The 13,102-nt window shown below is 62.5% G+C and carries 8 protein-coding genes; 3 read left to right on the top strand and 5 right to left on the bottom strand.

Going from position 1 to position 13,102, the window contains the following annotated elements; all coding sequences use genetic code 11:
- Positions 1-2 precede the first annotated feature (2 nt).
- Both MON38_RS10345 and recQ read right to left on the bottom strand, forming a co-directional pair.
- Positions 3-1,268 (bottom strand): tetratricopeptide repeat protein, encoded by a 1,266-nt coding sequence (locus MON38_RS10345; protein WP_241936095.1) that lies wholly within the window; start codon positions 1,266-1,268, stop codon positions 3-5.
- A gap of 268 nt (positions 1,269-1,536) precedes the next feature.
- Positions 1,537-3,741: a DNA helicase RecQ gene (recQ, locus tag MON38_RS10340; protein ID WP_241936094.1), complete on the bottom strand. Its 2,205-nt coding sequence runs from the start codon at positions 3,739-3,741 to the stop codon at positions 1,537-1,539.
- Between the two features lie 351 nt (positions 3,742-4,092).
- On the opposite strand from recQ, the gene MON38_RS10335 reads away from it, so the two are divergent.
- On the top strand, positions 4,093-5,109 hold the full coding sequence (locus tag MON38_RS10335; RefSeq protein ID WP_241936093.1) for a KpsF/GutQ family sugar-phosphate isomerase: 1,017 nt from the start codon (positions 4,093-4,095) through the stop codon (positions 5,107-5,109).
- 196 nt (positions 5,110-5,305) lie between these two features.
- Positions 5,306-6,388, top strand: coding sequence for a mannose-1-phosphate guanylyltransferase (locus tag MON38_RS10330; RefSeq protein WP_241936092.1), 1,083 nt, complete (start codon positions 5,306-5,308; stop codon positions 6,386-6,388).
- 209 nt (positions 6,389-6,597) lie between these two features.
- On the opposite strand, the gene rlmB is transcribed toward MON38_RS10330, so the two are convergent.
- On the bottom strand, positions 6,598-7,686 hold the full coding sequence (gene rlmB / locus MON38_RS10325) for a 23S rRNA (guanosine(2251)-2'-O)-methyltransferase RlmB (RefSeq protein WP_241936091.1): 1,089 nt from the start codon (positions 7,684-7,686) through the stop codon (positions 6,598-6,600).
- Complete coding sequence (locus MON38_RS10320) at positions 7,623-8,915, bottom strand: GWxTD domain-containing protein (protein ID WP_241936090.1); 1,293 nt, start codon at positions 8,913-8,915, stop codon at positions 7,623-7,625. Before MON38_RS10320 ends, rlmB begins: the two co-directional genes overlap by 64 nt.
- Positions 8,916-9,152: 237 nt before the next feature.
- Between MON38_RS10320 and MON38_RS10315 the strand changes: the two genes are divergently transcribed.
- Positions 9,153-9,752: a Riean_0653 family protein gene (locus MON38_RS10315; RefSeq protein WP_241936089.1), complete on the top strand. Its 600-nt coding sequence runs from the start codon at positions 9,153-9,155 to the stop codon at positions 9,750-9,752.
- 196 nt (positions 9,753-9,948) lie between these two features.
- On the opposite strand, the gene MON38_RS10310 is transcribed toward MON38_RS10315, so the two are convergent.
- The gene (locus MON38_RS10310; protein ID WP_241936088.1) at positions 9,949-12,960 is read right to left on the bottom strand and encodes a protein O-mannosyl-transferase family; all 3,012 of its coding nucleotides are present in this window, start codon (positions 12,958-12,960) and stop codon (positions 9,949-9,951) included.
- Positions 12,961-13,102: the final 142 nt, after the last annotated feature.

The following is a 13,102-nucleotide window of genomic DNA, read 5'->3' as shown; positions in this document are numbered from 1 at the left end:
CATCAGGGCTTGCCGGTGGCCTGGGCGGTGCTGGTGGCCGGGCTGGGGTCGGCGGGCGGAGCGGGCGCGCAGCCGGCCAGCGTGGCGTAGCTGGTGCCGGCCGCAATGCCCAACTGGGCCGCCTGCTGCCAGTCCTGGCAGGCCTCGTCGGGCTTGCGGAGCATCTCGCGGGCCTGGCCCCGGTTCAGGTAGGCTTCGGCGTACTTGGCATCGAGCGCAATTGCCTGGGTGGCGTCGGCCTCGGCCTTTTCGTAGGTTTCGAGCTTGAGGTGGGCGGCAGCGCGGTTGTTCCAGGCCGGGGCGTAGCTGGCTTCCAGCGTCAGGGCCTGGGTGAAATCGGCCGCCGCACCGGCGTAATCCTGCGCTTCAAAGCGCGCCCGGCCCCGATTATTAAACGCCAGTGCATCGGTAGGCTTGGCTTTCAGGTAGGCGTCATAGTCCTTTAGGGCCTGCGGCAGCTGGCCGGCGCGGCGCTCAGCGGCGGCCCGGTTTAGCAGCGCCGACAACAGGCTGGGCTGTAAGGCCAGCGCCGAGGTGTAGTCCAAAATGGCCTCGTTGAAATTGCCCAGCTGCTGCTGGGCGCTGGCGCGCTCGTGGTAGGCGGCGGCACTCTTGCGGTCGGCCCGGATGGCACCTTCAAAGTCATCGCGCGCGGCCTGGTACTCGCCCCGGTCGAAGCGCAGCCGGCCCCGCCGGTACCAGGCCGGGCCGAAGCCGCTGCCACCCTTCAGCGCTTCGGAATAGTCCTTTTCAGCCTCGGTCAGCTGGCCCTTGGCCTCGTGCGTCTGGGCGCGGCCGAGGTAGCTGGTGTAGTCGGCGGGCACCAATTGCAGAGCCTGGTCATAGTCAGCCAGGGCCAGGTCGTATTCCTTCAGCTCGAAGTGCGTGGCGGCGCGGGTGCCGTAGGGCGGCGCGTAGTCGGGCTTGGCCGCAATGGCCTCGCTGAAGCTGGCCAGGGCCGCCGCGAAGTCCTTGGTCTGCACGCTGGCCAGGCCTTTCTGGTAAGCCTGTTCGGCTATTTGTGCGGGTGTCAGGACATTCACCGTGTCGGTGCGGGCGGTGGTGCGGGCCGTGTCCGGGGCCGTAATGGCTGCGGCGGCCGGGGCTTTGGGCGCAGCGGATGGCGCAGGCGCAACCTTGGCCGGAGCGGTGGGGGCCGGCGTGGGCAGCGGTGGTTTGGCCGGCGTGGCCGGCACCGATTGGCCCCAAGTTGGCCGCGCAGCCAGCCCCGCCAGCAGCGTAGCGAAAATCAGGAAACAGCGTAGCACGTTTTACAGAAAATAAGTGGGTAAATAGAGAATAGGTTGGCGAAGATATCGAAATTTTCAGTGCCAAACCAACCTTCTCAAGCCCACCATTCGTGTGCGGCAAGTTTTGCCATTCAGGCATTTACCGCTGTAGCGAATTCTGATTTTGCACTGATTTAATGAGCTATAAATGACTATATAGGCTCTGCGCATTGCAACGCACAAAAAAGGCCCCGCAACAAAGTTGCGGGGCCTCGCTAACTGGAAAATTCCAGGAATGAATAGATGCTTAGTTAGCGACTTCGCTCAGGAATTTCACGCGCACCAGGCGCAACTCTTCTTCGGTGAAATCGTCGCCGAGTTCCTTCATGGCCACGGCAATGTTGTCGGTGCTGGCCGACATGAAGTAGTCGTAAATCTCGTCGCGCACTTCCTCTTCCACCATTTCCTCCAGGTAGTAGTCGATGTTGAGGCGGGTGCCGGAGTAGCAGATGTGCTCAATTTCCTCCATCAGCTCGGCCATCGTGATGCCCTTCGAGGAAGCAATATCTTCGAGCATCATCTTCTTGTCAATCTGCTGAATGACGTAGATTTTGATTTTCGAGCGGTTCACGGCCGACTTCACCACCACGTCTTCGGCAGTTTCGATGTCGTTGTCTTCCACGTACTTCTTGATGGCGGCCACGAACGGCGCGCCAAACTTCTGGGCTTTGCCCTGGCCCACGCCCGACACATGCGTGAGGTCGTGTAGCGAGGTGGGGTAGGTGGTGGCCATCTCCTTCAGGCTCGGGTCTTGGAAGAGGACGTAGGGCGGCAGGTTTTTCTGCTTGGCCACCTGCTTGCGCAGTTCCTTGAGCTGGGTGAACAGGGCTTCGTCGTGGCCGGCGGCGTGCTGTACTTCCTCCTTTTCCTCGTCGGCCTTCTGCTCCTCGTCGAAGTTGTGGTCCTTGGTGAGGGTGATGGAACGCGGGTTTTCGATGAAGTCGATGCCCTTATCGGTGATGCGCACCAGGCCCAGGCTGTCGATGTCCTTCTCCAGAAAGCCGTTCAGCAGGCACTGGCGCAGCACCGAATGCCAGAACTGCGCGTCGCCCAGCTCCTTGCCCTGCCCGTAAATTGGCAGCGCATTGTGGGCGTAGCTCTCGATGTGCGGGTTGCTCAGCCCGAGCAGCACCTGGCCGATGTGGTTCAGATTGAAGCGGGCTTCCGTCTGCACCACGGCGCGCAGGGCCAAGCCCACGGCCGCTTCGCCCTCAAACCGCTCCTTGGGGTGCTTGCAGTTATCGCAGAAGCCGCAGTCGGTGTCCAGCTGCTCGCCGAAGTAGTGCAGCAGCTGGCGGCGGCGGCACACGGCGCTTTCGGCGTAGTTCGTCATTTCGGCCAGCAGCTGGTGGGCGTTGTCACGCTCCGTCACCGGCTTGTCTTTGCTGAACTTTTCCAGCTTCAGAATGTCGTCGTAGCTGTAGAACATCAGGCAGTTGCCCTCCAGGCCGTCGCGGCCGCCGCGGCCGGTTTCCTGATAGTAGCCCTCGATGGATTTCGGCGCGTCGTAGTGCACCACGAAGCGTACGTCGGGCTTGTCGATGCCCATGCCGAAAGCAATGGTGGCCACAATCACGTCGCACTCCTCGTTCAGGAAAGCGTCCTGGTTGTCGATGCGGGTTTGCTGGTCGAGGCCGGCGTGGTAGGGGCGGGCGCGCACGTCGTTCACGCGCAGCAGCTCGGCAATTTCCTCCACCTTTTTGCGGCTCAGGCAGTAAATGATGCCGGCCTTGCCCTTGTGCTGCTTCACGTACTGAATCAGCTGTTTTTTGGTGTTGTGCTTGGCGCGCACCTCGTAGTAGAGGTTGGTGCGGTTGAAGCTGGTTTTGAAGACGCTGGCGTCGTCCATGTGCAGGTTTTTCTGGATGTCCAGCTGCACTTTGGGCGTGGCCGTGGCCGTAAGGGCGATAATCGGCACGTTGCCGCCCAGGTTGTCGATGATGCCGCGAATCTTGCGGTACTCGGGCCGGAAATCGTGGCCCCATTCCGAGATGCAGTGGGCCTCGTCGATGGCCACGAAGCTGATGGTCGACTTCAGCAGGAAATCGATGGTATCGTCCTTGGTCAGGCTTTCGGGGGCTACGTAGAGCAGGCGGACTTCGCCACTCATCACGTCTTTCTGCACCCGCTTCATTTCGGTTTTGGTCAGGGTCGAGTTGTACACCTGCGCATTCACACCGAAGGCCCCAAGCTGGTCGACCTGGTTTTTCATCAGGGCGATGAGGGGCGAAATCACGATGGCCGTGCCCGGCACCACGAGGGCCGGCAGCTGGTAGCACAGGCTTTTGCCCGCGCCGGTGGGCATAATCACGAAGGTGTTGTGCCCGGCCAGCACGTTTTGAATAACAGCCTCTTGAGTGCCCCGAAACTGGCCGTAGCCGAATACTTCCTTGAGTGTATGTTTCAAATCGGCGGTAAGGGCCGGGGCTTCCTGAAGGGCAACTGAAGACATAAGATGAAGGCGCTGGTGAAAAGCTTACCGACTCGCGGTTCATAACGAAGATAAGCAATAACCCATATTTCGAGCATGAAAAATGAGGTTTTTCGTGAATTGTGGAAAACAATTTTGTCATATTGCTATCCTTGCCCGAGCTCAGCCGGCATCTGCACCGACGTTCGGCAAACGTTGGCTCACCCAGGCAAAATCGGCGGACCGGACGGGCCGAATGTGGCTTTTATGCCACAAATTGGCTGTCGTTGCTGTTGGTAGCGGCGGCTGCGTGAGTGACACCCCGTTGCAGCGCAGATGCGCGGGCTTAAATTCTATCCCCCAATTTTGCAAAATCAACCTCACCTCGCGTTCATGTCCGCTTCCGCCCAGTCTTCCGAAGGTTTTGCCGCTACCGGCACCGCGCCCGCCGACGTGCTCGCCATTGCCCGCCAGGTGCTGCACGAAGAAGCCGATGCTGTACGCGCCGTGGCCGATGCCCTGGCCGCCACGCCCGACTTCGTGGCCTGCGTGCAAGCCATTTTGCAGTTGAAGGGCCGGGTGGTGGTCACGGGCATTGGCAAAAGCGCGCACATTGCGGGCAAAATCGTGGCCACGCTCAACAGCACCGGTACACCGGCCCTGTTTATGCACGCGGCCGATGCCATCCACGGCGACCTGGGCATGATTCAGCCCGGCGACTTCGTTATTGCCATCAGCAAGAGCGGCGACACGCCCGAGATTAAAGTGCTGGTGCCGCTGCTGCGCCGCAAAGGCGTGCCGCTGGCCGCGCTCGTGAGCAACGCCGACTCTTACCTGGCCCAGCAGGCCACCTACATTCTGCACGCGCCGGTGAGCAAGGAAGCCTGCCCCAACAACCTCGCGCCCACCACCAGCACCACGGCGGCCCTGGCCCTGGGCGACGCTCTGGCCGTGTGCCTGCTCGAAAGTCGCCAGTTCACCGCCGCCGACTTTGCCCGGCTGCACCCCGGCGGCACCCTCGGCAAGCGCCTCTACCTGAAAGTAGGCGACCTCAGCCGCCAGAACCAGCGCCCTCAGGTGCAGGAAGACGCCGTGCTGAAAGACGTACTGCTCGAAATATCGGGCAAGCGCCTCGGGGCCACCGCCGTGCTCGACAGCTCCGGCCAGCTCGCCGGCATCATCACCGATGGCGACCTGCGCCGTATGCTGGGCAGCTTCTCGGACCTGGAAAACCTGCGCGCCCGTGACATTCTCACGCCCCGCCCGGCCACCATCGACGTGGAAGATTTCGCCGCTGAAGCCTTGGCCCGCATGCAAAGCCGAAACATTACGCAGCTGGTGGTGACGGAGGAGGGCGCGTTCGCCGGCTTCATCCATCTGCACGATTTGCTGCGCGAGGGGTTGGTGTAGTATGAGTGTAAAAGCACGCCAGGCCGAGCGCAGCCGAGGCATCTTGCGTGCCACCACTGATAAACGTTGCTTTCACAATTGAATTACTGCTGCACGCAAGATGCCTCGGCCGCACTCGGCGTGGCGTTCGAATGAACCTAGGCTGTCCCGCTAACGCGGCCGTCGCACGTTCGGCTTCGGCCTTACCTTTGTAATAATGAATTCTACTTACCTCGTTGTAATGGCTGGCGGCATTGGCAGCCGGTTCTGGCCTTTCAGCCGCACGCACCACCCCAAGCAGTTTCATGACGTGCTGGGCGTGGGCCGGTCCATGCTTCAGCTTACTGTTGACCGTTTTGCGGGCGTGTGCCCGCCCGAAAACGTGTTTGTGGTGACCAACCGCGACTACACGGCCCTGGTGCAGGAGCACCTGCCCGACCTGCCCGCCGACCAGATTCTGGGCGAGCCCATTGGCCGCAATACGGCGCCGTGCATTGCCTATGCCAGCTACCGCATCGCGCAACGCGACCCCAAAGCCACCATCATCGTAACGCCGGCCGACCATGCCGTGCTGCGCGAAGACGAATTTCGCCGTCTCATCAACATTGCCATCGCCGCGGCCCGGGCCGACGACGTGCTCATCACGCTTGGCATTCAGCCCTCGCGCCCCGATACCGGCTATGGCTACATCCAATACATGGACGACCAGAGCCTGCCCGGCGGCCAACTGCACAAGGTGAAAACCTTCACCGAGAAGCCTAATCTGGAGCTGGCGAAGATGTTCGTGGAGAGCGGCGACTTCCTTTGGAATTCGGGTCTGTTTGTGTGGCGCGCCGACGTGATTCTGCACGCCTTCCATCAGTATCTGAGCGACATCGCCGAGGTGTTCGATGAAGGTGCCGACAAGCTAGGCACGCCTCAGGAAGAGGAGTTCATTGGCGAGGCGTACTCGCGCTGCCGCAACATCAGTATCGACTACGGCGTGATGGAAAAGGCCGATAACGTGTACGTGCTGCCCGCCGATTTCGGCTGGAGCGACGTAGGAACCTGGGATTCGCTGCACCGCATTGGCGAGCGCGACGAGAACAACAACATGGTGAACGGCGACGTGCTACTCTACGACACGACCGGCTGTGTTATCAAAACGCCCTCGGAGCGCCTCGTGGTGGTGCAGGGCCTCGAAGATTACATCATTGCCGAGTACGACAACGTGCTGCTTATCTGCAAGCGCAGCGAGGAGCAGCGCGTGAAGGAGTTCGTGGCCGATGTGAAGGCCAAGAAGGGCGGCGGGTATAATTAGCGCCCGTCTGTCATTGCGAGCGAAGCGCGGCAATCCTTCCTCCCGATGCAGAAAGCCTTGAGATGTGAAAAGCCCCGGCACTGTGCAGTGTCGGGGCTTTTTGTTTTGTTTGTCATCCTGAGCGCAGCGAAGGACCTTATCACGTCAGCCGGATTTGTCCGAGCGTGATAAGGTCCTTCGCTGCGCTCAGGATGACTGATGCTGGTGCACTACACTGCGCTCACCCGCTGGCGCGCCACCTCAAACATCATGATACCGGCGGCCACGCCCACGTTCAGGCTTTGAATCTGGCCGCTCATGGGCACTTTCAGCTTCACGTCGGCCAGGTTCAGTAGGTCGGGCGAGATGCCGTCTTCTTCCGAGCCCATGAGGATGGCCACGGGGCCGCTGAAGTCAACTTCGGCGCTGCCCACAGCTTCTTCGGCTTTTTCGGTACAGGCCACTACCGTGATGCCCGACTGCTGGAGGAAGCGTATGGTTTCGTGCAGGTTGGTTTCGCGGCACACGGGCAGGATATTCAGCGCGCCGGCGCTGGTTTTCAGCGCGTCGCCGTTGATTTGGGCCGCGCCCCGGCTGGGTACTACGATGGCCTGCACGCCCAGACACTCGGCCGTGCGGGCAATGGCGCCGAAGTTGCGCACATCGGTAATGCGGTCGAGCAGCAGCAGGAAGGGCACTTTACCTTCCTCAAACAGCCCGGACACGATGTTATCGAGCGGGGCGTAGTCGATGGGCGACACGAAGGCCACCGCGCCCTGGTGGTTTTTGCGGGTCAGGTTGTCGAGCTTCTCCACGGGCACGAGCTGCACCTGGATGCCGGCCGCGCGGGCAGCGGCCGAAATGTCCGTCACGAGACTGTTTTTGGTGCCGCGCAGCAGGAATATCTTCTCCAGCGTGCGGCCCGCGTTCAGGGCTTCCTGAATGGGGCGCAGGCCGAAGAGCATGTCGATGCTGGCCGGCTGGGCCGGGCGGTTTTCGTAGCGACGGTCGCCGCCGCGCTCGCCGCCGAAGTTGCTGCCGCGCTCGCCGCCTTCGGCGCGCTCGCGGTAAGGCGGACGGCTTTCGCCGCGGTCGGAGCGGCCGGTGCGGTCGCCGGCGGCTTCGTCGCGGTTGTCGGAGCCGCCACGGCCGCGGGGGCGGGCGGGGCGCTCGTCGAACTCGCTGCCACCCCGGTCGGGGCGGAACTGTTTGGGGGTGACGGGGCGGTTGGCGCCGTCGTAGAAGCGGCGGCCGGCTACCGGGCGGGCAGGGCGCTGGGGACGTTCGGGCCGGTCAGGGCGGTCGGTGGGGTTCTCCATTTTTCAACGGCGGCATACCAGAGCAGTTCGTACTCGGGCCGGCGCACCAATTCGTAGTAATCAGGGGCAAAGGTACTCGGTCGAGGCCGGAAGGTGTAGGTGATGGGGCCGCCGGTCAATCCCCCGTCGGGATAATACCACCGTTCCTCGCCGTTGGCGAAGCGGCGCACGCCCGGCGGCGGCCCCAATACCACATACAGCAGGCCCCTATCGGTGAGCCAGCCGGCTTTGTGGGCGGCAAACAGGCGGTTGGCCGCCGTGACGCGGCCGTAGTAGCTCCGGATTAATTCTTTGCCCAGCCGCTGGTTACCCTGGGCAATGTCGAGCCAGAATTTATCCACCGCCCGCTTGGGGTCGGGCGCGTCGGTCAGCTTCTGGCGCTCCTGGCTGGTGGTGAGGTAGCGCAGCGGCTCAATCAGTTCGGCGGCGGTGCTGAGGGCGGGGTAGGCGTTGGGCGCGACCAGCACGGCCAGCGTGCGCGGCGCGGTGCCGCCCACGCCCCCCACCTTCAGCGCGTACAGGCCGGGCTCCTGGAAGCGCAGCAGCTGGCCAGGGCGGGCTTCGGCCGAGTCGAGCACGGGGAGGATGCGCGGGCCGGCGGGCATGGCGGCCGCGTTGGTCATGGGCGGCAGGGCGGGCAGCGGGTTCACGGCGTAGCGTTTCCAACGCACCGGCTGCATGAGGCCGTAGCCCTCAACGCTGAAGGTTTCGCCGGCCCGCAGGTAGCGGCGGGCCAGCGGCTGCCCGGCCGAGTCCGTCAGCACGAAGGGGCGGGCCATGATGGCATCCGTCAGGCGTAGCCAGGCGGTGGTGCTGGGCTCCTGGTAGTCGTCTTTGGTGTCGGGCGGGGCGGTGGTTACTTGCAGGGCAGCCCCGGCCGGCAGCTGCGCGGCGGGCAGGCAGAAGCTGAGCAGCACGCCGCCGCGGCCGTCGGGCGCGGGGCGCGGGTGCTGGGCGCGGCGCGCAATGCTGTCCTGCCACAGCGGGGCTTTGGCTTCGTAGCTGGGCCACAGAGCCACCCGCAGCGCGTGGCCCGGCCCCAGGCGGGCGGGAGCGGGCAGGCGCAGGTACAGGCGCAGGCTGTCACCCTCGCGGCGGGTGTCGAGGGCCAGGGCCGGAGCGTCGCGGTAGAGGCCGGCGAAATCGGGGCGCGGCGTGGCCAGCGGGGCGGCGGCCAGCAGCGGCAGCAACTCACCGAGGCGGTACCAGAAGCGGGAAGAGGAGGGCATGGCGGAGGCGACGAAACGGGAAGTTGTAAAGTCGGTTTTCTCTTACGCAAGGTCGCGCCAAAAACGCGGCTGGCGGCTGGTATCGGCGGGGCCGTGCCGGCCGGGGCGCCCCGAAAGGCCCCGCTGAAAAGTCTGCTACGCGCAAAAGTTGGGTTGCGGCGGCCGAGGCGCAGGGCTAATCTGCGGCCGCTTTCGGGCGCGGCGGTTGCTGCAAGGCCCGAGGAAGCCATGCTGGCAATGAAGAAATTACCCCTGCATTTAGTTCACTCCTTTTCCGCCTTTGCTGCCATGAGAACCTACCCGTTCCGCTGTCTAGCTGCTGTGCTGCTGCTGGCCGCTGGCTGCAAAAGACCCCGAGGCGGGCCTGCCGCCGGCCACGCAGGAAGGCAAAAACACGGGCGGCTGCCTGGTCAACGGCGAGCGGTTTGTCGCTACTGGTTGGGGGGGGACCTCCTTTCTAACCCTACTCCTCCACTGTCCGGAGGCTTCTACGAGGATAGTCTCTATTATTTAACACTTTCTGGTACTACAAGTAGAGGTAACACGCATGTCTACTTATTTTTTCGCTCTCAAAAATCGGGAAAATATGCTTTTAATCAAAGTACACCAAGTTTGGATAGGGGGGGCTTAAGCCATACTCTCAACTACGCTGCATGCAGCTTCGCAGGCAGCAATGAACTGTACATCACTGATGCACGCCACACGGGGCGAGTAATAGTAACAGCAAATTCCAATAGTGGCATCTCGGCCGGCACATTCGAGTTCACGGCGGCCAGCACGTTCGACCCGAGCAAAACCATCACCGTCACCAAGGGCCGCTTCGACCGCCAGCAATAGCCCACCTCAGCCGCACCCAACTTCGGGTGCCGCACTAGCTGCGCCGCTTTTTTTCGCAACAGTGTCCCGGTATTAGGCAGGTGCTTTTTCTTCGTTTGCTCGCGACGCTAACGCGGAGCAACGCATGCTATCAACCTAAAACGGCCGGCTCGCGCACTGCGAGCCGGCCGTTTTAGGTTAAGCCAACAGCAAAAAACTACTGCGGGTAGTACTGCTGCATCAGGCCGCGGGCCTTATCGGCGCGGGGCTTGTCGCCGGCGCGCTCGGCGGCGATGTACACGCTTTGCAGGCCCACGAGGTAGCCGCGCTGGTCGTCTTCAAACAGGCTGCCGTCGGGTTTGGTGGCGTAGTAGGCCAGCATCTGCTCCGAGCGCTGGGTCATGGTGTCCAGTATCTGGTCGGCTTTGGCTTTTTCGCCGCCCGCCACCAGGGCCGCCACCAGCTGCGGCGAGTAGTAGTCGTACGGGATGGCCGCGTCGGGCATCAGCTCCAGGGCCTTGTCGGCCACTTCCTTGGCCTTGGCCACGTTGCCCTCGGCCAGGTAGGCGTTGGCCAGGCGGGCAAACTTGTCGCGGTAGTTGGCCGGGAAGCGCAGGTTGTTCTCGTCGTAGAAAATGTGCGGGTTCTGCAGGCCGCGGTAGCTGAAGTCCTTCATCAGGCGCTGGTAGGTCAGGTCCTTCTCCACGAAGCCGTCATCGCCGCTCTGCGGGTTGTAGTTGGGGTCGCGCAGGGGCAGCAGGCGGTAGGCCATGCCTTCCATCTGGAAGTAGGGCTGCAGGTTCATGTAGTCGCCGGGGTTCACGGTGCTGCTGAAGTAGATGGGCCGCTTCCAGTTGTTGGTGGCAATCATGTCCAGAATCACCAGGTTTTTCTTCTCGATGGCGCGCTTGCCCATGCTCCACTCCATCTGGGATACGAGCTGCTTTTCGCGGTCCTTGGGGATGATGCCCAACCGCTTCACGGCCGCCGTGTCGATGGGCAGGAAGAAGTTGGGGGTGGGGAAGCTCATCATCATCGGGCCGCCTTCCTGGTACTGCACCTGCAGCAGCGGGTTGTTGGCCTTCACCAGCTCAATAAATTCCTTCAGGTTCACGCTGGGCACAGCCGGGTTGGCGGCGAAAGGCAGCATGTCGTTGGTGCCCTGGGCGTAAGCCGCCGCCGGCATCGAGATGGGGAAGCCCTCCGAGAGGTAGGAGCGGCGCTTCATCTGGGCGATGTACCAGTCGGTGTTGAGGTACGAAAGCACGGCCACGCGCACGTCGGTCCGTATGCCTTCCACTTCTTGGGCGTACCAGAGCGGGAAGGTGTCGTTGTCGCCGTTGGTGAACAGGATGGCATCCTTGGCGCAGCTATTCAGCAGGTTCTTGGCCGAGTCCACCGAGTTGTAGCGGTTGGAGCGGTTGTGGTCGTCCCAGCCCTGGGCCACCATAATGCCGGGAATGAGTAGGCCCGCCGCCAAGGCCAGGCCAGCGCGCAGGCCGTCGGCCTTCACCACTTTGCCAAACAATTCGGCCAGCCCCAGCACGCCCAAGCCAATCCAGATGGCGAAGGCGAACGTGGCGCCGGTGAAGGTGTAGTCGCGCTCGCGCGGTTCGCGCGGCGGCTGGTTGAGGTAGAGCACGATGGCCAGGCCGGTCATCAGGAACAAGAGGCCCGTTACCCAGGCATCCTTGCTGTCGCGCCGGCTCTGGAACCACAGGCCAATCAGGCCCAGGATGAGCGGCAGAGCTAGGAAATTATTATGCGCCGGGCTGTCGCCGATGCGGGCCGGCAGCGAGGCTTTGCTCGGGCTGAACGGTGTGACCACGCCCGCCTGCTGCACGTCGGACTCGCGCCCCACGAAATTCCACATGAAGTAGCGCCAGAACATGTGGCCCATCTGGTAGCGGAACAGGAAGCCCAGGTTCTGGCCCATGGTCGGCTTCACGCCGTCCTGAATATCCACCCACTTTTTGTAGTTGGCAATCTGGTCGGGCTCGTAGCTGTAGATGCGGGGCAGCAGCATTTTGTCCTCGTCGCGGTACACGGGCTCCTGCTGGCGCGGCAGAATCTCCTTGTAGGTACCGGTTTTCAGGTCGCGGGCGTAGCGGGGGGCACCCTCGGCGTAGTCTACCGGCTGGGCGTTGAACTGCGGGCCATAGAGTAGGGGCCGCGAGCCGTACTGCTCGCGCTTGAGGTAGCTCACGAAGCTCAGCACATCCTCGGGGTCGTTTTCGTTGATGGTGGGCTGAAAAGAGCTGCGGATGGGTACAATCAGGTAGCTCGAATAGCCAATCAGAATGAACACGAAGCAGAGCATGGCCGTGTTCAGCAGCTGGCTGCGGCGCTGGTAGGAGAGGCGGAAGCCAAACCAAATCAGGCCGATGAAGACGATAAGGAAGATGAACAGGCCCGAGTTGAAGGGCAGGCCCACCGAGTTGATGAAGAACACCTCGAAGTTGCCGGCCAGCGTGGGCAGGCCCGGGATGATGCCCACCAGAATCGAACCCACAATCACCATGCTCACCACCATCACAATAATGCCGCCCTTCAGCGACGGGTTGGCGGTGCGGCGGTAGTAGTAAATAAAGCCCAGGGCCGGAAGCGTCAGCAAATTCAGCAAGTGCACCCCAATGCTGAGGCCGATGACGTAGGCAATCAGAATCAGCCATTTGTCGGAATCGGGCTCGTTGGCGTGGGCCTCCCACTTCAGCATAATCCAGACCACGGCGGCGGTGCAGAGGGCCGACATGGCGTACACCTCGCCCTCCACGGCGTTGAACCAGAACGAATCGGAGAAGGCAAACGCCAGCGCGCCCACCACGCCCGCGCTCAGAATGAGCAGGCGCTGGTAGCCGTTGGGTTCGATGGCCTCGGCGGCCAGGTTGCTGTTGGCCACGGCCTCGCGCAGCACCAGCTTGCGGGCCATGCGGGTAATAATCCAGAACAGAAACAGCACGGTGAAGGCGCTGCTTAATCCGGACAACGCATTAATGAGCACGGCCACCTTCGTCACGTCGCCAAACGAAAACAGCGAGAACAGCCGGCCCAGCAGCAGGAAGGTGGGCGCTCCCGGGGGGTGCGGCACCAGCAGCTTGTAGGAGCAGGCGATGAACTCGCCGCAGTCCCAGAACGAAGCGGTGGGCTCCAGGGTGAGCAGGTAGGTGGCGGCGGCAATGGCAAAAACCACCCAGCCAACGAGGTTATTCAGGCTTTTAAAGGAGCGCATACAATCGGATGAGGCACAAACACCCGGCCGTGCGGGAACAGAACGCGGCCGGAACAAGAAGCGGGTAAGTTGGTGAAAGGGCAAAAGTAGGCAATGCACCGTTGCACCGCGTCACCAACTTTCAATTCAGGCCAGAAACACA

Origin of the sequence: Hymenobacter cyanobacteriorum (assembly GCF_022631375.1) — a bacterium.
In the GTDB taxonomy this organism is placed as follows: Bacteria; Bacteroidota; Bacteroidia; order Cytophagales; family Hymenobacteraceae; genus Hymenobacter; species Hymenobacter cyanobacteriorum.
Note: the sequence above shows the minus strand (reverse complement) of the source record. Positions and strands in the feature narration are given on the sequence as shown.

Bases quoted from the DNA above. Each gene is read 5' to 3' on its own strand.
- recQ (WP_241936094.1), bottom strand. From the start codon at position 3,741: ATGTCTTCAGTTGCCCTTCAGGAAGCCCCGGCCCTTACCGCCGATTTG.
- MON38_RS10330 (WP_241936092.1), top strand. From the start codon at position 5,306: ATGAATTCTACTTACCTCGTTGTAATGGCTGGCGGCATTGGCAGCCGG.
- MON38_RS10310 (WP_241936088.1), bottom strand. From the start codon at position 12,960: ATGCGCTCCTTTAAAAGCCTGAATAACCTCGTTGGCTGGGTGGTTTTT.
- rlmB (WP_241936091.1), bottom strand. From the start codon at position 7,686: ATGGAGAACCCCACCGACCGCCCTGACCGGCCCGAACGTCCCCAGCGC.
- MON38_RS10320 (WP_241936090.1), bottom strand. From the start codon at position 8,915: ATGCCCTCCTCTTCCCGCTTCTGGTACCGCCTCGGTGAGTTGCTGCCG.
- MON38_RS10335 (WP_241936093.1), top strand. From the start codon at position 4,093: ATGTCCGCTTCCGCCCAGTCTTCCGAAGGTTTTGCCGCTACCGGCACC.
- MON38_RS10315 (WP_241936089.1), top strand. From the start codon at position 9,153: ATGAAGAAATTACCCCTGCATTTAGTTCACTCCTTTTCCGCCTTTGCT.